Here is a 22882-nt window from a genome sequence, read left to right as displayed (position 1 = left end):
GAGCTCCGGTCAGGCAAGGACTTTGGCGGCATCCGCCACCGCCGCGCGAATACGGGCGTAGGTACCGCAGCGGCAAATATTGCCCGCCATGGCTGAATCGATCTCGGCAGCGGTGGGTTGCTTGCCTTTGGGTTGGACTTTTAGAAAAGCCGTCGCGCTCATGATTTGACCGCTCTGGCAGTAGCCACATTGCGCCACGTCGTGCTTGACCCAAGCCTCATGCACGGCAGCACCGACCAGGTCGCTGCCATTTGTCGCCGCTTCGATGGTGGTGATCTTGCGACCCTCGGCCGCTGCTATTGGCGTCACACAGGATCGAATGGCCTGACCATCCAGATGAACAGTGCAGGCGCCGCACAGCGCCGCGCCGCAGCCAAACTTAGTGCCGGTCATCCCCAAGGTGTCACGCAGGGTCCAGAGAATGGGGGTGCTGGGATCTACGTCAACCGTGTATTCACGGCCATTGATGGTGAGGACGCTCATGATAGGACAGCTCTCCGGAATGTGTGAGCAGCAGCTTGCTCTTAATAACGGCTAACTATAGAGCTGTGCCTGCGGGCCTGATTGCACAATCCGAGCAAATAATTGCCCAATCATTGACCTTGCTGTGCGCTGAGTTGCACCGGGTCGGTTTCGATAAGCGTTCTGGACACGATCATCGACTTTGTCGTATTCACGTATTTCTGAAAATGGGCAGATGCGATGTGGCTTTTGTAGGCCGCTTCGTTTGCATAGATTTCGAAGAAGTGAAGGCGGTTCGGGTGGTCCTTTTCCGCCACCGAATAAATCGCGAGCACGCCTGGCTCAAGGCGAACAGAGTCAGCTATTTCCTCCTTGACCGCCGTTTGGTAAGCCGCCAATTGAGCAGGGTCTATCACGAGTTGTGCAATCCGCACGACTTTTTCGGTCGGCTCCGCTGCCAACACCGAACCTACCCAAATGCATCCAACTACAACAGCTATACGCAGGACCGACATGTGCATTTATTCCAGATAGCTACTAATGTGGCATTCTCGGGACGTTGAGCAAGCCCTGGGGGCGTCCTTTTCAAACCATCCAATGCATGCCCTCAGATGTGCCCCCAATTTAGCAAACCACTGGAAGTGAATGGAGCTCCATGGCTTGTGGAAAGGCAGAAATGATCAGCCGAACAGCCTGCCCGACGACCCCTAAAGACTCTCAGGGTCGCCAAAGAACATTTTGACTAGGCTCTAGATCGGTGATTTTAGCCTGAAATAAACTAATTGTGCCCCCAGTTTTGCCCCCATTCACATCGGGTGTGCGAGCGATCGCGAATGGCGATCTCCGACGGACTCCAGTGTGGCAGTGGCTGGTATTCAGTGCGCCTCCGTATGCTGGATGAGCAACCCGTATTTGGCGAGTCCTTGGTCGTTCGGAAGAGGATATGAGTAATAAGTCGATATTCTTAAGCGCAGTTGTCGGGTCTGTTTCTCAACACCTATCCTGAAATTGACTTGCGAGATGCTCGTGCTCTGCGTGATGTCGCCAGGGCACTGGATGGTTGCTAGGGGCATCGATCTGCGTGTCCGTCGGCAGCAGGAGCGTAATGCCAGGCGCCTGGCCGCGGAAAGCGCCTTAGGAGCGGTTGTTCAGCATTGAAGTGGTACGCAAAGTTGAACATCGTGTTTCTGGTCTTGCCTTCATCAACCGAAGCAGGGGGGTCAGGCATGTACCGGACCAGTTCCAGATAGCTCTCACCTCGCTACGGCTTTGGGTCATGGCGTACCAGCAGCATCGCGAGGCCAGCCTTGAGCGACCCATTTAATCACAGCGCTGACTTCAAAATTTTCAGCGTAAGCGTTCGAGCTGCTGCGGGCCGATCTGCGAAGGCTTCGCACCCAGACATCGGTTGTTCGGTCCGGCCAGGTAGGTCTCAAAGAAAGCGTGGCGCCGACATCCTCAAGAACCCTGCTTACACGCGCTAGTACGGGAAGCGGATCTTTCAACTCACACCGCGACCGAGGCTCTTGTTCCTCGAAACACACTACCGAGCATTCCGCTCGCAAACTCAGAAGCCTTGCCATTCACTGGGCTTGAAACTCCGTCAATTAGAAGGCGCGCTCGCCGCGTCGACCGGAGGTGACGATAGTGTCGAGTTTATGTAGCTCACCAGCTTGCGAACGGCATCTGCTACACCTAGCCCGCTAACGTCGGCCATACCGTCGCAACGATTTTGCAGATCAGCAAACACTCGGTTGCGAAAAGCTAGGTTCAACGTCTCTAGATCTTCAGGTGTCGCGCCACGATTGAATAGCCGTGCTCGGCGCTCATCTTCGTCAAGGTGCACCAGGATTGTCAGATCGGGCACGGGAAAATGCCTTGAAAGGCTCTTTAAGTCAGCAACCACGCCGCGGCTTTTCGCGTAAGCAATGGTGGAGGCCCAGTAACGGTCCATCACGACCCAGTGCCCTTGTTCGACCTGCCGTCGCGCTGCATTACCTTGGCTGGAGACACTGGCGGCATAGAACAGTGCCTTTGCCAATTCGTCATGGGCAAAGGCGGTGAGTACATGAGGCCTGGCCTGTGCAAGGGCATCACCGGGGGTGCTCATGGCCACGCCGGCGAAGTGTTCAGCGAGCCCCTTCACCAGTGTGGACTTGCCCACACCATCCAACCCCTCCAACGCAATGAATGCAGCCATGTCAGCTCCTCCGCTCAAGCATGCGGGCAATGTGCTCCATCCGGGCATGATCCGCTTCGGTGAAGCTGTTGCTCGCGATTACGATGGGTATGTGCTGATCGCCTCGCTCCACAAAGCCGTGACGTTCTCGTTCCTCGTAGAGCGGCGTGCCGCGCAGTAACATAAGTGGCCAGGCCCGAACTCGCGGGATTTGCTGTTGCAAGCACCAGTCGACGCTTTGCTGGAAAGAGTCGTAGGTCTGGTTCGGCAGCCCGTAGATCAAGGACACCTCGAAGTCCAGACTGCGGGCCTGTAGATCGCGGATTGTCCGTTCCACCACATCCATGCGGTTGGGGCGACCAATCGCCCGGTACTCACCTTCGATGGTGGTCTGCAGGCCGAACTCCAAGGTCACGGATAGGCCATCCAGTGCGTCCAGGAATGCAGAAGTGCACATTTCAAAGCGGCACTGCAGGGCGAGATGCGCCGTGAGCCCCGCGGTCTTTGCCTGCTCCAAAATATCGATGGCACGCTGTGGATTTGCGTGGAAGATTGGGTCCAACACCGATATCCGTTCAACCCCGTGAGCTGCAAAAAGGGCCAGTTCGCGATCGAGGCGGTCTTGATGGAATGTCTGGTTTATTAGCCTGACACCGGGCTCGCGGTGCTGGCAGAACGAGCATTTGAATGGACATCCGCGCTGAGTTTCCCAGCGGATGTTTCGCTGCAGCGGCGCGGTACCGGACAGCCAAGGGGAGGGCAGAACAAGCAAGTCGTGATCGGCTTTACCGCCGAGGTCAGGAGTGTCGGCCATGTGGATACCGCAGCTCACCGTTGGTCCGCCGGTGGTAAGCGCGACCATCGCCATTTCGCCCTGGCCACGTACAAAAACATCTGCCTGCGGGTACGCCGCCTCCAGCGCGCCACACTTCATGTATGAGATCTGCGGCCCCCCTAACACCACGCCCACTCCGGGCCGCTTGATCTGGTGTGTCAGCTGTAGCACTACATCGTCGTTCCATACATAGACCCCAAACCCGACCAGGCAAGGTTGCCCCACCTCGCAAATGGCCTCTTCGAGCTGGCTCTGAACCTGCTCAAGCGAGAAGCTGGTGCTATTCACCTGGGCATCAACGATTTTCAACGGAACACCCGCGGCTTGCAGGGCAGCGGCGATGGAGGCGATGCCAAGGCCGGTACGGCCATCCTGAGGGCGGCGCCAGTCCAGCGATACCAGAACCACTGGTTTCATGGCTGAACTCCATGGGAGTCATGTTGATACCGTTCTGCGTGGCCATGCTGGCGCCGCCGCACGTCACGGCGAAAGTTCAGAAAGGCTCGGTGGTCACCTGGTGTGCCGGGTACGATGACCAGCCCGCGGCCGCACGGTGGGACCAGCTTGCCGTGGCGCCCCTTGATCAGCGTCCATCCCTGTTTCAACAGGTCCTGGGCCAATTGGTTGATACTTTTGTCGTTGCTCAAGTGCATGGTGCCGCCTCTACTGCGTTTGGATGCGCGAACGATGCTGCAGAGACGGGGGGAGGGGCTCGACAGGAAAGAGAAAGAAAAATGGAAAAATGCCCGGGGGCCTTAGGTCCGGCTCGGCAGGTGCCCCATGAGGTATTGGACAACATGGTCCTGCTTGTAGAGTGTCGCAGCCCAGAGGGCATCCTTTTGTGCTAGCGGCGAGTCGTTATCCAAGGATAGCCAGGGGTCACCACCTGCACTGATCATGGCTTTAAGTACCGCCAAATCCCCCAGTTGTGCTGCGTTGAGTGTGGGCGTCCAGTAACCCTCGTGGCCATTCGTGTCTGGATAGCGGCAGTTCGGATCCGCGTCGTTAGCCAGCAAGGCCATCACTACTGCCCGCCGGGCCGGCGCCTCGCCTCGATAGTGATCCATGACTTCCTGGTGGAACTTTGCAGCGATCGGGTTGTTAAGGAACGCATATTGCGCCTGTCTGTTGGGAGCCAGCTCGATGTCGAAAATCGCACGCGCGTTGGCATCGTAGATGTCTGTAGGTGTTCGCCCTGCAAGATAGGCCTCTCGCTGATGAACCATATCCGGCAATAGGCAATCAGCGAGCTTGCCCATGGCGTAGATGAGTGAACTCGGAGAGGTGTAGCAGGCCTGCGCCGGGTCGGCGCCCTTCTCAAGTAGAGACACGACGATCTCGGGATCGCCGATGTTTATAGCCAGCCATAGTGCAGTCTGCCGGCGGGTTGATGCTTCAAGGTTAATCGTCTTTGACTCGATCGGTAGGGTCAGCAGGTACCTCACTACGTCAAGGTCTTTAGTGTCTTCGGCTCTTCGCAAGGCGGTAACAAGCGGATGCTCGCCTGACTCCTCGACCACTCTGTCCATGCTGGCACCCTTCGCTACCAGTGCTTTCACGTCCGCCAGGGTCCCGAACATGATCGCCCTCATAAATACGCTGTAGCGAACACTGCCTTCCGCTTCGGCGCTGATTCGATTGGGGTTGGCCAGGTCCTTCGCTGACAGCATGAAAGGTTGGTCCATAACAATGCCGCGATAGGGCGCGGAGATGCGCTTTACGGCTTTGAGCGGTGCGAATACTCTGTTGAATTCTCGCGATAGCCGTCGCATATGCTGGTTGTCCAGCTCAGATTTAGGGCCCGAATTCAAACCGAGCAGGTACAAGTCGTCCCAGTACTGGTTGGAGCGAACCTTATCGTTAACCCCTACCGCATAGCATAGTGCCTCTCGAAGGATATCGTGCTGGATTGGCCCGCCGCGCCACCAGGCGGCCTGATGAGCTTGCTCAAAGTAGGACAGCGCCTGCTCTTTGCGTTCGACCCTGGCGAAGTACCGCGCAGTCATCAACAACCACAGTGGCCGATATTCCGCTGCTGCAGTTGGCCCCCCGACCTCACACACGGAGTGGAGCAAGCTAAGGCGTTGTTCGATGGCATCGCGGTGTTGTTTGGCGTCTCTAAGCAGTTGATTGAGACGTGCGACTACAGGACCAACCAGCGGCAGCAGATCGTCGTCAAACGGCGCCGCTGTGCCGTGCAGATCCTCGATAACCTGATCAAGGGTTCGCAGCTTGGGCAATTCCAGTTGGTCGACCATGGCGCTTACTTTCTTGCGTAATGATTGGCTGAAGGACTGTACCCAGACGACCATAGCGAGCCAGCCGGTTAGGCGCTTGGTTTGTGCCTCACTCAGCGAGCAGCCTTGGAGGGCTGCACGCACTGCCTCCAAGTAGGGCCAACTCAGCTTGCCGATCGGCTCACCATTTTGCCAACGCTCAAGTGTCCGCACGTCTACGTCGAGGTGATTGCCGAGTTGGTCGCGGATCAGACGCGCCGGCAGCCCAGTCTGGGCCCGCGCCGCCTGCAACCAATGAGCAAAAGGGCTTTCCCACCAGCGGGTGCGGTGCATCGAAGGAATTTCTGCCGTCGCTCGTTTGATGATCGCTGCGATTTCAACGAGCACAAGCCTTAAGGCAATCAGCCGAGCAGGTCGTCTGAGTGTGCGGGTATCTGCCTGGCGGGCCATGTACCTGAGGACCATCGCATAACGCGCCCAACCTGAACGCACTAGGTGCCGCCATTCGTGGTCGCCGTCCTTGTCTATCGCTGCGATCCATTGCTCTGCACTCTGCGTTAGCAAGTCATAGTTCCTTCCTCTGCGCGCCTCCAAAGCCTGGTCATCCAGGTCTTTCACGGTACCGCGCTGAACAAAGTGAGGCCGATATCCAGTGGAGGTTATGAGTGAACGAAGCGACGCACCAGGTTTCGGTAGAAGAGAGTGGTTCATCCTTGATCCTTAGACATAGAGCAGCAGCTGCTGATATGGCAGAGTAATGGTCCGCCCCTGGTGGCGGCAATCTACCAAGCGAGCGTATTTTGCTGGTGTGCCAAAGGCCCGAGGTGTCTATTTGTTTAAGCCCTCGCGCTCAGTGTATGACGCAAACTTTCATCTATGCTCTGCGCATCCCCCATGGAAGGATGCTTACCGCAATGTGCAAAGTCCCTAGCGTCTACGTTCCGTTGTATTTCATTCTCCTATCCGGGTGTGCTGCAGTTCCGACGCAAGATGACTGGTTGAAGAAAAATGCTCGCTATGAGGTCAAGAGCGGCTATTTCGAGTTGGCTCATATGGATTACTTATTTCGTAATGAACGAGAAGGGGCAGGTAGGAGAGCACCTCCAAACCTCGGTTTAGCATTGGCAGGAGGAGGAACCAAAGCTTCCAGTTTTGCAATGGGGGTGCTTCAAGGCATGCACACCACTGGGCTAATGAAGAAGGTCGATATCCTGTCTACTGTCTCTGGAGGAGGTTACGCAGGCTACTGGTACTACTCGCGATTGGTTCTGGATACAGGGGACGAATTCAGAGTTCCCGGGAAATTCGATCCTTGTAGTGGTCAACTAATTCCGGACACCTCGATAGGAGGTTTAGACGCCATTGCCCGTTCGTAAACGGTCGGTGGCAGATATCCCAGTTTCGAGTGCAGCCGCTCGTTGTTGTAAAACCCAACGATGTATTCAGTGATGTCACGTATCGCTTCGGCGTGGTTGGCGTAATCGCGCCGCCATACCCGCTCCATTTTCAAACTCAGGAAGAAGCGCTCCATCACTGAGTTGTCCCAGCAATTACCTTTACGGCTCATGCTTTGCTGCATTTCATTTCTTGCCAACAGCGCTCTGTAGCTTGCGCTCGCGTATTGGCTGCCACGATCCGAGTGGGCGACCAGACCCGGTGGTGGTTGACGTTGAGCAATCGCCAGCTGCATTGCACTACACACCAGCTCAGCCGGCATGTTCGGGGCCATGGACCAGCCGACTATCTTGCGTGAGAACAAGTCCAGCACCACGGCCAGGTATAACCAGCCGCTTCGGGTCCGGATGTAGGTAATGTCTGCCACCCAAGCTTTGTTTACTGCGTCGGGTTCAAATTGGCGATTCAACACATTTTCAGCAATCGGCAGGTCGTGGTTGCTATCTGTCGTATGCACAAACTTACGCTTCCAAGCCGAACGCAGACCGTTGGCACGCATCAAGCGACGAATTTTATAAAGGCCTATTTCCATGCCCTTGGCGTGCAACACTTTACGCAACGGACGACTGCCATAACAGCCGCCACTTGCGGCAAACGATGCCTTGAGTTGCAGAGCCATGGGACAAATTGATGTTGGCACTTCAGCACGCTTGTTGGCTTCGTAGAACCCGGATCGACTGATGCCCAGCAGCCGACAGACATGCGCCACCGAATAAGCCTTCTGTTGCAGCTGCCGAACCAAGCGATACGTTACTTCAGCTCGCGGGCAAAGAAGGCGGTAGCCTTTTTTAATACATCGTTATCCATCTTGAGCTGGCGATTTTCCTGCTCCAACTGCCGGATACGTTGTTGCTCAGCAGTCAACGGTTTGCCGATTCCGACATCTCCCAGCTGTTCAGCCTCGTACTGCTGCACCCAGCGCCGGACGGCGGTCTCACCAATATTCAGGTCGCGGCAGACCTGCGGAACGGCCAGTCCCTGGTCCTTGATCATCTTTACCACTTGCAGTTTGAAGCTGTCGTCGAATGTTCTGCGTTTGCCAGTCATGAAAAAATCCTCGATAGATGCATTCTCCACCTATCGAGGTGTCCGGGGAAATTAGACCACTGCACTGTAGACGAAGCGTTCGCGACCTATACCCTGAAAATGAGGTTGGTGACGGGGTGGAATTACATCTTTGACTTAGCCTTTGATAGGCCTGAGATCGATAAGGAAGAATTCCTGAAAGCAGGTGTTGATTATTTATTGAACGACCAATCCCTGAATGATGACTGGTCCGTATGTGCCGTAGATGTGGTGCTTGCCCAGCGTGGCGTGCGACAAATTGCCAGCAGTGAAGGAGCAGGCCGACGCAAGCATCCCGATCAATTGGATCTGGGGTTGATCAAAGGCTTGTTGGATCCTGCAGGCGAAGATGACTCTCTATATGAAAAGGCTCAATGGTGGGCCGATACCACGCGATGGGGAAACCATAGCGGTGGAGAAATAAGTGGGAGCCTGGTTGCCACTATCATTCGAAACGAGAATAATCTGTACAGTAAAGATAGCAGTTTTCCCTTGGCCAAAAAGCTGCTTGAGTGTGCGCCGAAACTGCCAAGACTGATCGGGATGTTGCTTGAGTCTGCAATAGATAAAAAATATCTGTGCATGTTGCTTTCGTTTTTCCCCACTAATCACATTGGCCTGATCGAGATTTATGGGAATATAAAGCGAATCCGTCAGCTGAATTCGTCAAAGGTTGCCTATGACAAGATCTGGAAAAATCTTCTGTGGACTCAAGCGTTAGAGATATACGTTGACTCCTATTCCGACTATTTGAATGCTGCGCAAGTGATGAGCGGGCTGGAAAATTTAGCTGAAGCTATTGCGTGGTTTGTAGAGGGTGAGTTATGCGGTTCTTCGCATGGAAAATCCATTGACGATACCTGTTTACCCTCCTTTAATAAAGCGATCATGTCCATTCATTATGTGGATTGCTCGGGTTCGCAGGCTCAACTGTTTTCACATAACGTTGAGCCGTTCATGGGAATTCTCAAGTCTCGTCTGGAGAAAAGAAATAAAATACCTGGCCAAGTCCCGCTAGGGGAGTGGATTGCCCTTTTTTGGATGCTGAGAGCAACTGTAGGCATGCAGGGTAATAAGGCATCCGTGCTTCGATCTGTTTCTACGCAGTTGGCAAAAAGTTACTTGACGGTGCTGAATACATTGGTCAAGAAAAAGTGCAATGAGCGCGAGGCTCCTGTCGCTTTCGATGAGCTTGATTGGGCCTGTTTATATCGCAATTTGCCAAAAGGTCAACAGGCGAAGTTGATTTATGTGTTCGAAGACCTGTGCATAGATGACGTGAGCGATGACCCCAATAAGCTGAGGAGTTTTATCGCGGGTGTCAGAATGCACCTGAGGTTGCTGCTGACGCTGCATGCTGCCGAAACGGAGTTGGAGAGCGTATCCGGTGGCGAAGGTGAAATAGTTTCAATAGTTGAAAAATTTGGCTTTAGTAATGGTCGTTACTCGGGCGCGCTGGACTACTTCATAGACAATTCTGAGCACAGTCCGCTTAGAGTGTGGCAACAGATCTGCGCGGCAGCCAATCTATTTCAAGACAGCATGTTTGATCGCTTAGTGAAGCTCGTTTCGAGCGAGCACGTTCCACTGACGGCGATATTTACATTGCTTGAAAGAACCGAGGCGCCGAGGCGTAAAGCGCTGATCGAAGCGGAGATATCCAATAGAGCGGCTGTGTCCGAAAAACTTCATTGGATGCCGCAAATTTACGAGTTGATTACCATGGCAGCCAATAATGGTCAGCACGAAATGGCGAGCTATTATATTGAGTATGCGAGGAAGAGTAGCCATAAATCGCATGACACACGGTTAAACAATTTGTCCGCGCAAATTCAACTCAAACAGGTCTTTGACGACGCTAGTCTGTCTGCTGTCGAGCGATTCGAAAAATTGAAGGCGTTGAGATGTAGCGATGATATGCACGCATCAGAAGTCGAGCGTTATTGCGAATATCTCCTGGCGACCGCTGAGATAGATGTTGATGTGTCAAGTGCGCTTCGGCGTTTTGAGCACATGTCGCTCCGGCCACGAGCAATCAGGGAGATGAGCGGGCTTGTCAGGGCGGCGCTCGAAAAAGCAAAAACCGGCGGTAATATCGAGAGGCGCTTGTACTGTGAGCGATGGGTGCGTGCCTATGAAAACCTCAAGTTATCCTCGCTGGAAAATATGGATCTCTATTATATTCTGAAACTAAGTCTTGAAATACTTAACCTGGAGGTGTTCGAGAGATTCTGGAGTGTGGCCTCTATTCAACAGCAGGACAACGTTGAAATTTCATTGTTAAGGTGTGAGTATCTCAAATATGTCGGGCGCACAGGTGAAGCGCTCGACCGCATGAAACGTGTGCGACGGCTTCATAAGAATCTACCGGAAGAAATAGACAAAAGGGCTTCGAGCTTCGAGGGCGAGTTATTTGAGGCAAGTACGATTGCTCTGGGCACCAATGGCCTTTTTTCATCGGAGGCAGATTCGCTAAATGCATGGCATAGTATTTGTAATATGCAAGCCGTTGATCAAGTAAAAATTTTCAGTAACAGTGCCAGTACTCTAGACGAATATCTGCTTGATGTGATTGACCACATTGGGTTGGAGTTGCTGTTACGGCGCATGCATTTGAGGCGTTCATATAAAGTGACACCTTCCAAGGTGAGTTCTCTCGTAAAAGAGAACTCAATCAATGACTGGCTCGTCTCGTTGATGCGCCATCGCATGAATTTCGCTGGCTGGACGGTTCGCGACCAGTCCCGTAGCGGCAGTTCTGCGTCAGGTGATGAGGTCGGAGAAGTAGATGCCTGGATAATGGACAAGGGCGACAGATATATAGCCCTTATAGAGGCCTTTAGGCTGAAAGCGGTTGAGCGAAACGTTATCCGCGAGCACATGAACAGGATTCACCTCTATAACTCGGTTGGTTGCAGCACGGTACTTATCATTGTCTATGCTGCCGCTGCTAATTTTGCGAACTTGTCCGATAGATATTGCAAGTTTATTCAGAGTCTTTCTTATGATGGATTTGAACGGGGGACTCATTCGTCGCTTGCGAGGATCTTGACCCGAAGCAGTCCTCACATTCGTTACTACAAAGAGGTGCGGCTACTGAATCAAGTTCCGGTCACGTTTTATCACCAGCTCTTGAATCTGCAATCCTGACAATCTGCGATACCGAAATACTGGCATGCTAAGGTTCCGGTGTCGCGGAATTGATCACCCACCTGATTAAACCGTATAGCCGGCAAACAATGCCTGCTCGATGCTCGCCAGCTGGAACTGGGTTTCCTCATACTCGTCTGCCGAGCAGGAGCCCTGAACAATCGTAAGCGCGCCATGAAGCCCACATTCCAAGCCAAAATCTGATGTATGCGATTCACTAACCTCACCTGCCCAATAGTGGGATAACAGTTTACCGGGGCATTTCTGGCGAGCAGTTCCACGGCAGCAGGGTTTCGTAGTCTGCTACTGACGAGGCGTGCGGCAACCGTTCCAGTACGTGGCGCAACCACGTATAAGGCTCCTGGCCGTTGACCTTGGCGGTCTCGACCAGGCTGTAGATTTGCGCTGGCGGTGGCACCGTTGACGGTATCGCTGAACAGCCAGGCCTTGCGCCCGATGACAAACGGCTTGATCGCTCTTTCAGCCGCGTTGTTGTCGATAGGTAAGTAACCCGCTTCGACATAGCGTTCCAGCCGGCTCCAGTTATTCGCCAGATAATGCACCGCCTTGCCCGGCGCACTCTGTGCCGTCACTTGCGACTGAGTTTTATCCAACCAGCTTTTCAGTTGCGCCAGGATCGGCAGACTTCGCTCCTTACGACCGATAAACCGCTGTTCGTCGTTGACGTCCTGAGCTCGCGTTCGATGCCGTACCGCTTGTTGATCATCGTCAGCGCAATATTTGCTCGTCCGGTTTACCCTTGGGCTGTACTTTTTGTGCGTCCACGAACTTGCGTCGTGCATGGACCATGCACGCCAGACGTTCCACGCCCGGTTGCAACGCCAAGGCGTTATAACCGGCGTAATCATCGGTCATGACATAACCGCGATAACTGTCCAGCAAGCGCAGCGGCACCTCCTGCGCACGGCTGGATGTGTAATCAAACAGCACAACTTTTCGATCCGACGGACCGCTGGCTTGCATCCACATCCAGGATTGACTGGTCGGATCTCGATCTGGCTCTTTCAGTATCTGGACGCGGGTTTCATCGCAGTGAATCACCGGACTTTCCAGCAGGCGGTCACACATCAAATTGATCAGCGGCTGGAAGTGTTCGCTGCACTGAGTAATCCAGCGAGCCAGCGTTTGCCGAGACCGGGGCCTCTTCACAGCCCCGACAACCGTAGACCTTGCGGATATGTTTGATGAGGCGGATCTGCATCGGCACGATATCCAGTTGCTCGCTGGTCTCTTCGCCGATGGCATGTCTGCGGCAACCGCACGCACAGGTCAGTTCGTGTTCGGGCAGTTCATGGATGACTTCGATACGCGGCAGATCAGCCGACAACGGCTTGCGTTTACCACGGCGTGGTGTCGGCTCAACAACTTCTTCATCGGCGCCACCAACCAACGGCATGGATTTGCTTTCAGGCTCGTTGAACAACGCCAGATGCGGCGTATTGGGCTCAACGGTTTGCTCGGACTTGCGCCCAAACAGACGGTCGCGCAATAACTTGATCTGTTCTTTCAGATCGACGATGTGGGTCTGATAAGCCTGGGCCGATTCCTCCTGGCGATGGAGCGCTTCAAGCAGCAGTTGCTTGAGCAAGACAGGATCATCAGGAAGGTCATCGGGCAGAGAAATCATGGCCCGGATTATACCGGGCGGTGAGGGTGAGCGTGGCTCTAGATGTGGTAATTTCTCCGGCTCAAGCGAGCCACGTAGACAAAGGAATTCGTGTGGATAGGGATTGGGTAAGAGATTTCATTGAGAATTTTGCGTCAGCGACCATTGGCGATATGGACATCCCGAAGCTAGTCAACGGGAAAACTCTGCACACGCCCAATAGGCTTTTCAAAATCAGAAAATGCGGCGATCACGCATTCAAGAATTTGGCTGAGAAAACCCTCTATCTGAGCGTGGCCAATGAGTTCAACGACCCATACGACACGGCGTTCTGGATAAATTACCGTAAGCTCGCTGCGTGGGAAAAACTCGATGAACTTGGTTTCAGCGATGAGCAGGTCGCCACCGCTCTTGTGTCCGATGATCCCATTGCAGCGGTAGTAGCACTGGCATTGGCTCAAGAGCCATGCCCTCTGAATGTTGATCAATGGATTCACGAAGTTGGGGTTTTGGCGCCGAATCACCAAGCTGGGCAGCTCCCCAATCTCATTGATCAGCTCAAAAGCAGCTATAAAATCTGCAGCCTGAGTGAGCGCTTGGACTCGGTGCTGATGTGGAGTCACTATGGCCATAACCACACCGGTTTTGCCATGGAGTATGACTTCACAAGCCTTCATCGGAATGAGCTTCCAACCCTCACACTCTGGCCGGTCGCCTACACAGAAAAGCTGTTCGACATCACTCATATCCTCAAAGCTCACCGCTTGGGCAAGGACTACAACGAGCTTTTTGGCATTGCTGCATCGTTGTGCAAGGCTGTCGATTGGCAATACGAACGTGAATGGCGCTGGGTAATTCCAGATGGCGATATAGAGGTCAAAGGCTTCAACCGTCGAGCGCCCCTCAAGGCTGTTCATCTCGGTGCTAAAATCTCGGATGCACATGCGCTTGAGATCTTGAACATCTGCAGCGAAATCGACATCCCGGTCTACAAGGTTGCGCTCGCGCCCAATGAGTTCCGGATGATCTCGCTGCCCACTAGCCTCGATGATTGGTGTTCCATGAATGGACGGCAGCAGGGCAACATGCCTCGGGAGTGGATGATGCAGGAGTAACCATTTCGGAGCGATCTGACAGAAGAAGGCACTGACACGGCCTACGTACTGAGTTGGTTACTGGTTTGTGGTGGCAGGCATGGCGAGAACTTCACGAGCCGCAGCAGTAGGCGACTCGTGAAAGCCGATCGGAATCTACGATTCGAGCCCCAGCGCTTGTCTCATTCGTGTGATCGCCATATCCGCCTCGCCGTTGGGCAGCGTCTCTGCTCGGTAGAGCACCTCAACACGTGAGCCTGGAGGTGAGTACCGAGAGGGATTGGTTTAAGTACATAAAAATTTTGCTCTCAACGTGCGGATCATAAGCTCTCAGGCAAGCCGAAGAACATTTTGACTGGGCTCTAGAACAATATTTTCAGGCAGAAAAAGTTAAAATATGCCCCAATTTTGCCCCCATTTGCATCAGGTTTGGGAGCGATCGCAAGTGGCGATTTCTGAGAGAGACCAAGATGGATTCGGATGGCTTTCAGTGTAATGCCATAGCGGGATTTGGCGGAGAGCTAGGCATTTCCCTAAACGATTGGCCCCTGTAGTTACTATGGCTGCGGAGCAGCGCGATGGTTGTAGGCAACAGTAATTTTCAAGGCTTGTCCTCCGCGTTGAGGGAGGACAAGAATGGATCAGTCGTCGTACAGGGTCGCTAACCGGCCAGAAGTATACTTATAAGCATCTACTAAACTGAGGTCGATTCACTCAAAGCTTCGATCTGAGCGGCATCGGCTGCTTCAAATGTGCGGTACCGTTCCGAAGCGATGATCTCGCTGCCGTCGGAATAGAAAAGTCTCGAATACGTCATTCTTCCGCCAAATCCCTCTGCACCCGGTCGGCCGTACACATTTTTTTCGCCACCTATAGCCCAGATCGCCACGAGCTGCTCCTTGTCCAGAAGGGATAAGAAACAATCGCGGTCAATAAGGGCAGCGCTGCGACCGGTCATGCTCACTGACGGGTCCATGAAGCATACGGTACCGTTATCATCAACGTACTTGATGGTTAGGCCATCTGTTAATCGGAGGCTCAACGCGTCCATCAGCCAAGCAGCAGGCAGATTAAGGTTCACGTTCGTCTGGACGGACGCGTCGTAACCTGATGATTCCGCTAGGTAACCGGCGGTCGTGGGGCGAACTGCGACTCCTTTGTTCCTGATGCCTTGGGGGCACCATCCCTCCACCCAGCCATCATTTGTGGGACATTCGCTTTTGCGATGCGCCCACGGGTGCTCGCCGAGGTAAGAACGCAGCCCGCCGCTCGATGCCGATGGGATATCTCCACTACCCTGAAAATGGAGACCGTGCATTAGCGTGAGGGTGTCCTTGAGATCACTCTTACGGACGACGAAGCATGCAAGCCTACGCCAAGCCTCTCTCTCAGCTTGTCCCTCTTTGGCCCGCCAAAGCTGAAAGCCATTAAGCACCAACCAGCTCGTTTTGTCGGCAGGGTTTGCAACCTCCACATTTTCAATCTCATCAAAAATGTCATGATCATCGTTAAGCCATTCCAGGGCCTGATCCACTGACATTTTCTTCAGATCTGGTCCCTCAGGCGTCCAAAAACATGGGTCTTCGAAATGGCGCCAGCCATCGTCCTCCGTCTGATCGACCAAAAGCGATGGATCTATGTTGCGCAGCCGCTTGATGTCAGCCTCATTATCTTCATCCGGCAGCGGAATGAGGTTATCCGCCAGTTTCGCGCAGAGTTCGTACAGCGCAATCCACTGATATTTTTTTCCAATGCGTTCGACGGTATGTTCATTCCTTTCCGAGTGGATTGAGGCATCGAAGGAACCGTGCAGCGTTTCGCACCACCCAAGGTCATGTGCACGCTTACAGACCCAGCGCCGTGCCCAGGCTAGATTGAACTCTGCGGGCTTCTCACGTCCTCTACCAAAACTTTGATACATGCCCCCTTGCCGCCATACAGATGCCTCCGCACTCCATTGCGCGTACAAGTCTTCTCCGACCGCGTCACGGAACGAGGATTTGGCTTGATCAATTTTGTTGCGATTTTCCCAATAGGGCGCGTCCTTTGTCGTTGACATTACGAGGGCTAGCCTTTCATGAGCCGCCAGCATTTCCGTTGATGCTTGTATGCGGAAGCCTTCGTACCATTTATCAGCAAGCTCGTTCGCTGTGGGGATGAATCCTGATCTCCTATGGCCCATGCTCCAGCAACGCACTGCATAATCGAGCTGATATCGTGCAAAGTCACCATCATTGACGGTAGAGCTTACGATCTCATCCGAGTGTCTTGATCCTCTGCTGTACGATCGCTTGTAGCCCTCAATCTCAGCTTCGGTGACATATTCAATCGGCCAAGCGCCATCGGAGAATTGAGGGGAGGGCCGGATGTCAAATCCATCAGGAAGGGCGCCCAAGTGATCGGCGTAGTCAACTAGGCCGTGCGCATGATCACGGGAAAGGGCGTTGGGAAGAAGATCTGCGCTGCTGAGCACATCTGCATGGATCTCGCGAACCACTTTGAACAAGTCTTCGCGGCCCCAGCACCCCTGCAATGCTGCACCGAAAATCGATGCCAGCAGCCGCTCGGTGACGTAGGCATCGTCCACATTCTTAAAGCGCGACCACAAAGTTTTCGCCAGCACCGGTCGAGAGGCTAGAAGAGCTACCAAAGCTTTGGTGGCGGTATCGCGCACATTTCGATTTGGTGTGGTGAGGAACCAGCAAAGCTGGACACCTGTCAGTGTTGCCCGTTCTTTGTGGATAAGATCTTGGTCTGCTCCTCGAGCCCATTCGATTAATCGTACCGTGTGTTCGCTATCTTGGGCGATGTGTGTCGACCAAGTCGCATCTCGCTTTGGTAACGAAGAGGCATGCAATTCCTTGTCGAGGTAATGGGCGTTGTGATCCAGGGTTGGGTCAGTAGATCCGGCGATGATTGTCTCATAGCGAAGCTGCACGCCTCCGACTTCATTGATTAGTACCCACGTTCGATCACTGAATTTCTTCGGATTTCGAGTGAGTAGGCTTTTTTCAAATGCGTTGTCTACGAACCACAAAGGTGCCAAGTCTGGCATGTCCAGAAGTTCAACACCGTATTTTTCTGGTAACTGCACCGCGAGGGCTTCTAGTAAGCCAGGTGCGATATCGGAAGAGTCGTCTTGAATGGCGCGCCTCAGCTCTGTGTCGGTTGAAAACGCGGTCGAAGCATCTCCATTTATCACACTGCACCGAAGGAGGCTGTGCGCAATCGCGTGGTCACTCATTCGTTGGAATGTGAAGCGATACTCATCCCTATCATCGCAATCTTGAGAAGGTTCGATACTCAGCAAACCCTCATTCTCAAGCTGGAATAGCAGATCTGAATCGGCATCACCGGAAGTGAATACGCTATCGATAATTTCATATGCGCGGTCGGCAGGTATATCTTCCCGAGCTGTTTGCGCCATCTCATCGGCGAGCAAATTGATCGCTCGTTCAGCCAGGCCACGGCGTGGCTGGAACCCCATATGCTTAGTAACCTGCTTCACAACCGCGTCAGTGTAGAGTTTGAACACCGCTGTGACGCCGCCCAAGCTGGTCGCCAGCACTTCTCCGCCCTCCAGGAGCAAAGCATCACAGCAGGTTTTCAAAAAAAGCGGCGTCCGCAATTCCTCGATGGAGTGCGGCTCCTCAGCCAGTGTAATTCCGCGCCTCTTCAAATATTGACGAGCTTGGCGCTCCGAAAACCCCTCGTGCGTCACTCTCGGCAGCTTCTTGGAATCAAGCTCATCTGGCACTATCAGCGATTGATACGTGGACCTGCATGACAGAATCAGAGTCACCCACTCAAACTGGCTTACATCATGGATCAATCCAGCTAAGCGGTCTGGCCAGATTGCTCGGCCGTTCCGCTCGTTGATTGCGTCAATCATCAACAACGCGCGGGTGCCCGCAGCTTCACCCGCGGCGTTTAGTGCCCCTAAAAAGAGGTTGGGTTGGCGAGGCTCGGAGATTGCTAGGTCTTTGAGGATCTCTTCCCATGGTTCACCGTCAGGTAGCTTCCCACCGAGTATTAAGACTGCTGGTCGCCCATTGTTGACAGCGCCTTCGCAAACGTCTGCGAGTAAATGCGATTTGCCTGAACCGGCATCTCCGATCACCAGTAGCGCGCGGGTGTCAACGTGATCCCAGTGTTCCTTCGCCAAATTTCGCGCAATGTGGTTGAGCACCGATAGCAGGTTTGAAATCTCTTCAACTGGCGAGTTTGGCGTTCCGAGCGGCGATGAGTCTCTGACTGCGTGATGCCAACGTATGGTGGCTTCGTGTGCCGATTTCACCAAATTTCGTAGTTTTGCAACTGAGACAGATTTGCTACGCGAATTGGCCCCCTCATTCAACGCTTGGATGGCTGCATCACAAGCTGCGAGCACATCAGCCTCGACTGTCTGTGTTTCAGTAATCATCCGCGTGATGGATCTGCTGTATGCAGAGAGTTCTTCATAGAGGCGAGGATCCAGAGCGGTTGCTTCGATCACTCGGCGGATTGGCAGGTCTACGTGATTTTCCGGGCTGTAACGCGGTCCAAGCCCGGCTTTGCTGCGCTCAAATTTTTCGGAAAACCAATCAGACGTGAATAGGACTTGATGAAACCAGTACAGGACGCGTCCAGCCGACGCTGGGTTCGAAGCGGTCAATCGCTTTTTGATTTCAAAGGCGTCCCATCGCTCGATCTCTATGCGCCGATTCGCGGCCTCAGCGGCAGCTATGCGTTTTGTTCGCCAGCTCTCCCATCGGCTGAGGGCGGTTGTTACGTTAGGCTTGCGAGAGTCGGCTAGGTCGATGGGAAAACATGCGATGAAGCGGGTCATATTTGGATGCGTAGTCAACGCTTTGTCCAACGATTCATCCAGCGAGCTGATCGCTGAGGCCATGTCTCGATAGTATTTAACCTGCCAACCAGTCTCAGAGCCGTCCAAATGCAGCGCGAAGCATTCAATGCCGCCGTCAGCTCCTGGTCCTTTCCGATTGAAGCCGACAACCTCAGAGGTGAGCTGTTCATCACCAGCTAACTGGCAGCATAGTTCTTCAAATGCAGCACTTTGCGAGTTGCGGTGCAAGCGGATCTCGAAAAAATCAATTTCGGGGAGCATCATTCAGTTCCATTGAAGGGGGCATCTGAGAAAGCAGCCATTTTAGGCGCGGTGGTTGCCATGCCGACAGACCGAGCACCAATATTTCTGTAGACAACCACCCTTGAAGTGGATGATTAGCCTGCGCGGAGGCACTGATTCGTTCTATCCCTGGCTGTCAGGGACTCGGCACACAGGCACTCATCCGGAGGGACTGATTTGGAAGGTGCGTACGGAGTGGTTCTCTCCGCGCACAAATGGAACGAGCCGCACGGATCTGAGATTTACGCTCCAAGGGCACTGCGTAATCAGCTGCGTTATATTGCCACTCCATGACGGGGGCTGAGCGTCTGAGTCGGCCCACGGCCCATTGACAGTTACCGATATGCCCCAGCTTCATGTGGGCCTCTTTGGCCTCTTTGGCCTCAAGGGGTCGAAAGCTCCTCAAGTTGATAGTTGTCGCTCACTTCGCCTCTCAACGTAGGATGTTTATTTGAGGAATCAATTTTAGGGTATGTGGGGAATTCCATACTCACGGAATATCGCCTCGCCCGCTGCCAGGTAAGGTTCTTGCTTGTTCAAGTGAGCACGGGCGTCCATCAGCAGTCTCTCAGACAGTTTTATCATTCTCTGTTTTCTAGGACCATCGTCAGTTTCTTCGGCGATCTCTGCGGCCTCGAGGGCTCGTTCGATCGCAGCTCTTATCATGAGCTGCTTGGCTCCTCGTTGTTTGACAAGATCGTCGCGCAACAGACCGAAGACCTCTATCGAAGTCTCTCCTTTGACGCTGGCTTGGCCGGCAGCATCGATTGCTGGTCGTACCAAACCATCACTTAGAAACTCCAGATGCTGGTCAGGATAATCATCACAAGGGTTGAGCAACAAGGGTTGTTCGCTTGCGCTGGTAACGGTATGGCTGCGCCACCGGTGCGTTTCATTCACGATTGGAAACAGGTTGGCTTTTCCTGATGACGTTTGATTGGAAACCACGAACTCTTTGGAGCGCTTGCGGTTGCAGTCGATGCACGATGGCAGGAGGTTGCTCCATTCGGCAGCTAACCAGTAGTACCCGGGTTTGGTGAGCTGACCATTGATAACAACGGCACCTTTTGGGCGGAAATGCTCAATATCTTCGGAGGAGCCTGCAGCATAATTGAACTCGCAGTAGGCACATTTTTTATTGAACATTTCGCGCAGCGCAAGAACGACATCAGATTCTCTGTAAGCGTTGAACTTTATTTTTTGACCTGTTGCCTGAGCGAGGATTGCAGCGGCGCGTTCTCGATAGCCTTTCGAGTCTGGCCCACTCAAACTAGGCGGACAATTCGCCCGTTCAACCCTGATCATTGAGATACGTCCCCATCGTTCCCCAGTTGTCGGGGCGACTCAGTTTCAGTGGTCTCATCCAGGTTTGCCCATAACTGTTGCAGGCGGTTTTGTGCGCCGATTCTGATCTGCTCTGGTAATGCTTGCCGCCTGGCCACCCGCTCAGCAATGTAGGCATCCGCAGCTTCGAATACCAAGCGTTCACGCTCAGTCAATCCCAATTGCCGCCCCGACTCGAGTTCCTCACGGAGTTCGTCAAGTCGCGTCTCCTCTGCGGCGCTTCTTTCTCTTGCAGCTAACAGCCCATAATACTCCTCAAACAGCGTATCCACTTCGAGGTCTTCTGCTGAGTGCAGGCCGAAGTAGTCAGAGGTCAGTAACTGGCCGACTGTCATGTGTCGAGGGGAAGGTAAATCATCGGTTTCGGCCGTTATGATCTTCACTGAGCCAGTCAGTGAACGTTTCAATACGGCTACTTCATCTCTATCCAAACCGCGCAGTGTCAGCGGCTCATGGCTTGTGGCAATAAACTGCAGACGAGGAAAAACCTCCCGTAGGCGCTGGATGATGCGCATTTTCCAGCGTGGATGGAGGTGGGCGTCAATTTCGTCGATCAGTACTATACCTTCAGCTGATGAGGCATCTTCCCAACCCCTTCGCAAGACGCTCAGGATATCCAACGCCAAGGCGAGCACGGCCTGGTATCCGCTACTGAGCGCTTCCAAGGTGTCACGAACGCCGGCTGACTCTACGACGATCTGGTTATTCTCACGAAGAAACTGTGCTCCATCAGGTCGAGGTAGGAGAGCTGAAAGAGCACGCGCCACCCGGTTAAATTCCTGTTTATCTGTTTCATACAGCCAGGGTCGCCCATTACTTAGGCGTTCAAGCGGATTAAACAGGTTGGCAATGTGAACTGAAGAGCGAAGGGGGGGTACATTCTCGTTCCGAGTCAGTAACCGGGTAGCACCATACCCCAGTACCATAATTTTGGGTTCTGGAGGATCTATTGTAATGCTGTCGTTCACCGAGTTAAGCGTCATGACAATGGGTTTGGAGAAACTTGTCAGCTGTACACTTACTGTACCAGTTTCGCATCCGTTGCGGAGTAGGTCAGACGCCTTGATATTGAGGGCGTCAACGGCGGTCTGTCCCGCCAACGCACATGCAAGGGCTTGTAAGGTTGTGCTTTTTCCGGTGCCATTTTCACCCAGTAAAACCAGCCATGTCCCTGAGCCCCCTGCGCCCAATGACGTCTTTAGGCTCACGTTTTCGCATGACCTGATGTTGGTTAATTGGAAGTGTTCGACAAATCGGCTTTGACGGTAGAAGTCAGTTGATATGTGTTCGTCCAGTACAGAATAAGACTCCATCGCCGCGGTTGTAGTAGTTAGTCGTTCCGCCGCTAGTTTCAAATCCTCTAGGCTGGCAACAAGGCTTCCGGTCACCACTCCCCGATGGTACCTCAGTTGTTGGAGTAGTTTGTTCGTTTGCGGGGCCTCAGGTGCTTCCTCAGTCGCCCAGCTATGTACAAACTGTCTGCGCATAGCCGCGTACGGACTGTCATCTGTAATCATTGCACTCAGTATGTCATCCAACAGATTGGGGGAGTCGAAAGCTCTTTGTTGTACCGATAAAATTCGCTTCAGGCTTTCTATTTCACGACGGCGTGCGTCGACCAATGACTCTCGATTGAGCCCGAGTACATCGATGGTCACCTTTCCCTGAAAGTCTTCACTTGTGACGCGACCATCTTCTAGGAAAAGTAGTAACGATGACGGATCATCTTCACAAGGATCAAGTAGTAACCTTTGCTCCTCAGCCAAGCTGACGCTTGTCGAATCTGGTCCAGCACGCATTCCTTCGATTGGGAAGCGCGACCCTTTTAAGGCGTTGCAGCGAGAGCACGCGGGTAGGTAGTTTGACCATTCAAGCGCGAGCCACCAATAGCTGTCATCGTCTACAGAACCATCCAGATTGCTGGCGTTCTGCCGGGGGCGAAACAACTCTATTTCAGGCTTCTCAACCGGGGTCTCACAGTATGCGCACTTGCTAGGGAAACATTCTGCCAAAGCATTGCGTATGTCACCGTTTAATTGTGCCGCGTACTTCTGAAACTCGAAGCGCTTTTGCGCCCGTTGCTCCTTTGGTTGGGCAAAAAAAGCGGCAGCTTCCTTTCGAAGTTTATGAGCTCGTTCGGAATTTAGGATATCCGGGACGCGACCCCGCTTTAATCTGATCATCGCATTTTCTCCTTGATCTAGTGGGGCGCAAAACAAACTTGGGGATGAGTTGGGGTGGGCAGCACTAGGCTGCAAAAAAACGGTGAGCCTGTGTCATTTTGCCACCAAAGAGGCTTAAAT

General features: G+C 53.4%; 12 protein-coding genes and 1 pseudogene. 2 read left to right on the top strand and 11 right to left on the bottom strand.

Annotated elements, in window-relative coordinates; genetic code table 11:
• Positions 1 to 9: 9 nt before the first annotated feature.
• The 7 genes from QMK51_RS14640 to QMK51_RS14610 all read right to left on the bottom strand — a co-directional run bounded on the left by QMK51_RS14640 (position 10) and on the right by QMK51_RS14610 (position 8215).
• Positions 10 to 483: a (2Fe-2S)-binding protein gene (locus QMK51_RS14640; RefSeq protein ID WP_320390666.1), complete on the bottom strand. Its 474-nt coding sequence runs from the start codon at positions 481 to 483 to the stop codon at positions 10 to 12.
• Between the two features lie 110 nt (positions 484 to 593).
• Positions 594 to 977, bottom strand: coding sequence for a putative quinol monooxygenase (locus QMK51_RS14635; protein WP_064677642.1), 384 nt, complete (start codon positions 975 to 977; stop codon positions 594 to 596).
• A gap of 1088 nt (positions 978 to 2065) precedes the next feature.
• Positions 2066 to 2662, bottom strand: coding sequence for a dTMP kinase (locus QMK51_RS14630; protein ID WP_320390665.1), 597 nt, complete (start codon positions 2660 to 2662; stop codon positions 2066 to 2068).
• A gap of 1 nt (position 2663) precedes the next feature.
• Positions 2664 to 3893: a B12-binding domain-containing radical SAM protein gene (locus tag QMK51_RS14625; protein WP_320390664.1), complete on the bottom strand. Its 1230-nt coding sequence runs from the start codon at positions 3891 to 3893 to the stop codon at positions 2664 to 2666.
• The gene (locus tag QMK51_RS14620) at positions 3890 to 4129 is read right to left on the bottom strand and encodes a hypothetical protein (RefSeq protein WP_320390663.1); all 240 of its coding nucleotides are present in this window, start codon (positions 4127 to 4129) and stop codon (positions 3890 to 3892) included. The genes QMK51_RS14625 and QMK51_RS14620 overlap by 4 nt, the downstream gene beginning before the upstream one ends.
• 102 nt (positions 4130 to 4231) lie before the next feature.
• Positions 4232 to 6424: an ankyrin repeat domain-containing protein gene (locus QMK51_RS14615; RefSeq protein WP_320390662.1), complete on the bottom strand. Its 2193-nt coding sequence runs from the start codon at positions 6422 to 6424 to the stop codon at positions 4232 to 4234.
• 610 nt (positions 6425 to 7034) lie between these two features.
• Positions 7035 to 8215 (bottom strand): IS3 family transposase gene (locus QMK51_RS14610; RefSeq protein ID WP_258696059.1). Its coding sequence is split into 2 segments (ribosomal slippage): positions 7035 to 7951 and positions 7951 to 8215, totalling 1182 coding nucleotides; the frame shifts between segments, so codons are not numbered across the junction.
• A gap of 108 nt (positions 8216 to 8323) precedes the next feature.
• On the opposite strand from QMK51_RS14610, the gene QMK51_RS14605 reads away from it, so the two are divergent.
• On the top strand, positions 8324 to 11383 hold the full coding sequence (locus tag QMK51_RS14605; protein ID WP_320390661.1) for a hypothetical protein: 3060 nt from the start codon (positions 8324 to 8326) through the stop codon (positions 11381 to 11383).
• 250 nt (positions 11384 to 11633) lie between these two features.
• On the opposite strand, the pseudogene tnpC reads toward QMK51_RS14605, so the two are convergent.
• Positions 11634 to 13031 (bottom strand): annotated as a pseudogene (gene tnpC, locus QMK51_RS14600) (IS66 family transposase).
• Positions 13032 to 13057: 26 nt separating this feature from the next.
• Between tnpC and QMK51_RS14595 the strand changes: the two are divergent.
• Positions 13058 to 14125 carry a DUF2971 domain-containing protein gene (locus QMK51_RS14595; protein WP_320390660.1) on the top strand — a complete coding sequence of 356 codons (1068 nt, stop codon included), beginning with the start codon at positions 13058 to 13060 and terminating at the stop codon, positions 14123 to 14125.
• A gap of 673 nt (positions 14126 to 14798) precedes the next feature.
• On the opposite strand, the gene QMK51_RS14590 is transcribed toward QMK51_RS14595, so the two are convergent.
• From QMK51_RS14590 to QMK51_RS14580, 3 genes are all read right to left on the bottom strand, one after another.
• Entirely contained in the window at positions 14799 to 19217 is a 4419-nt protein-coding gene (locus QMK51_RS14590; RefSeq protein WP_320390659.1) for an ATP-binding protein, read from the bottom strand.
• 483 nt (positions 19218 to 19700) lie between these two features.
• Positions 19701 to 20540 carry a retron system putative HNH endonuclease gene (locus tag QMK51_RS14585; RefSeq protein ID WP_320390658.1) on the bottom strand — a complete coding sequence of 280 codons (840 nt, stop codon included), beginning with the start codon at positions 20538 to 20540 and terminating at the stop codon, positions 19701 to 19703.
• On the bottom strand, positions 20537 to 22762 hold the full coding sequence (locus QMK51_RS14580; RefSeq protein WP_320390657.1) for an AAA family ATPase: 2226 nt from the start codon (positions 22760 to 22762) through the stop codon (positions 20537 to 20539). Before QMK51_RS14580 ends, QMK51_RS14585 begins: the two co-directional genes overlap by 4 nt.
• Positions 22763 to 22882 lie beyond the last annotated feature (120 nt).

Origin of the sequence: Pseudomonas sp. P9_31 (assembly GCF_034008235.1) — a bacterium.
GTDB lineage: Bacteria > Pseudomonadota > Gammaproteobacteria > Pseudomonadales > Pseudomonadaceae > Aquipseudomonas.
The sequence above is the reverse complement of the archived record's forward strand: the minus strand, read 5'-3'. Positions and strand labels throughout refer to the sequence as shown.

Bases quoted from the DNA above. Each gene is read 5' to 3' on its own strand.
- QMK51_RS14640 (WP_320390666.1), bottom strand. From the start codon at position 483: ATGAGCGTCCTCACCATCAATGGCCGTGAATACACGGTTGACGTAGAT.
- QMK51_RS14635 (WP_064677642.1), bottom strand. From the start codon at position 977: ATGTCGGTCCTGCGTATAGCTGTTGTAGTTGGATGCATTTGGGTAGGT.
- QMK51_RS14630 (WP_320390665.1), bottom strand. From the start codon at position 2,662: ATGGCTGCATTCATTGCGTTGGAGGGGTTGGATGGTGTGGGCAAGTCC.
- QMK51_RS14625 (WP_320390664.1), bottom strand. From the start codon at position 3,893: ATGAAACCAGTGGTTCTGGTATCGCTGGACTGGCGCCGCCCTCAGGAT.
- QMK51_RS14620 (WP_320390663.1), bottom strand. From the start codon at position 4,129: ATGCACTTGAGCAACGACAAAAGTATCAACCAATTGGCCCAGGACCTG.
- QMK51_RS14615 (WP_320390662.1), bottom strand. From the start codon at position 6,424: ATGAACCACTCTCTTCTACCGAAACCTGGTGCGTCGCTTCGTTCACTC.
- QMK51_RS14590 (WP_320390659.1), bottom strand. From the start codon at position 19,217: ATGATGCTCCCCGAAATTGATTTTTTCGAGATCCGCTTGCACCGCAAC.
- QMK51_RS14585 (WP_320390658.1), bottom strand. From the start codon at position 20,540: ATGATCAGGGTTGAACGGGCGAATTGTCCGCCTAGTTTGAGTGGGCCA.
- QMK51_RS14580 (WP_320390657.1), bottom strand. From the start codon at position 22,762: ATGATCAGATTAAAGCGGGGTCGCGTCCCGGATATCCTAAATTCCGAA.